The organism is Sandarakinorhabdus rubra (assembly GCF_010994245.1).
Taxonomy (GTDB): domain Bacteria; phylum Pseudomonadota; class Alphaproteobacteria; order Sphingomonadales; family Sphingomonadaceae; genus Sandarakinorhabdus; species Sandarakinorhabdus rubra.
In genome coordinates, this window is the sequence record NZ_WMHO01000363.1 from 1 (window position 1) to 1396 (window position 1396).

Annotated in this window: 2 protein-coding genes; both read left to right on the forward strand. The window is 68.6% G+C overall.

Annotation, left to right across the window (positions count from 1 at the left end; translation table 11 throughout):
- Positions 1 to 693 (forward strand): thioredoxin domain-containing protein (locus GJV64_RS14495; protein WP_164158183.1); only part of this gene is annotated, 693 nt, incomplete at its 5' end.
- Positions 694 to 1396 (forward strand): AAA family ATPase (locus tag GJV64_RS14500; RefSeq protein ID WP_164158185.1); only part of this gene is annotated, 703 nt, incomplete at its 3' end.

Below are 1396 nucleotides of genomic sequence, written 5' to 3' on the forward strand. Positions count from 1 at the left end.
GCTGCCTGCAACGACAGCAAGACGGCGGCGCCCGCCGGCGATGCGCCGGCGCCGGCCGCCATCGCGGCACCCGCCGGCCAGAAGTGGACCGAGGTGGTGGCCGCCACGCCGGAAGGCGGTTTCCGCATGGGCAACCCCGATGCGAAGGTGAAGCTCGTCGAGTTCGCCTCGCTCACCTGCCCGCATTGTGCCGAGTTCCACGAATCGGCTGCCGAAACGATCAAGGCGAAATATGTCGCCAGCGGCAATGTTTCCTATGAATACCGGAACTTCGTGCTGAACGGCCCGGATTATGCGGTCACCGTGCTGGCCCGCTGCCAGGGCCCGGCCACGTTCTTCGGCCTGCTCGACGGATTTTACCGTGATCAGCGCAATTGGGTTGAACCGTTCGGCCGCATCCCCAAGGCCGATCAGGACGCGCTGGCCGGGATGAGCGAGGAACAGGCCATCCGCCGCCTCGCCGAACTGGGCGGGCTGGCCGAATATGTGAAGCTGCGCGGTATCCCGCGTGCCCGCTTCGATCAGTGCCTCGCCGATCCGGCCCAGCTGAAGCAGGTCAACGATCTGAGGAACCAGGCGGTCAACGAATACAAGCTGACCGGCACGCCCAGCTTCATCATCAACGGCACCGTGCAGGACGGCGTCTTCACCTGGGCTGATCTCGAGCCCAAGCTGCAGGCTGCGCTGCGCTAAGTGGAGTTTCGCCGCCTCCGCCTTGCCGGCTTCAAGAGCTTTGTCGAACCGGTCGACCTCCATATCGAACCGGGCCTGACCGGGGTTGTCGGACCCAACGGCTGCGGCAAGTCCAACCTGCTGGAAGCGCTGCGCTGGGTGATGGGGGAGGCCAGCCCCAAGTCCATGCGGTCGGGCGGCATGGACGATGTCATCTTCGCCGGCACCGCCGCGCGGCCCGCGCGCCAGCTGGCCAGCGTGACGCTGCACCTGGCGGGCAGCGCTGGCGAGGAGATCGAAGTCGCCCGCCGCATCGAGCGCGGCGCCGGATCGGATTACCGGCTCAACGGCCGCGACGCCCGCCAACAGGATATCCGCCTGCTGTTCGCCGATTCGGCCACCGGCGCCCACAGCCCGGCAATCGTGGGCCAGGGCCGCATCAGCGCCATCATCAGCGCGCGGCCTGCCGAACGCCGCCAGTTGCTGGAGGAAGCTGCCGGCATTGCCGGCCTTGCCGTGCGCCGGCGCGAGGCCGAGATCCGCCTGCGCGCCGCCGAGGCCAATGTCACGCGGCTGGACGACGTGATCCGGGGCCTGGAGGCACAGGCCGCCACCCTGCGCCGGCAGGCCAAGTCGGCCGAACGCTATCGCCTGCTGTCGGACCGCATCCGCCATGGCGAGGCGGCCTTGACCCATGCGCGCTGGCACGCAGCGATGGCAGCCA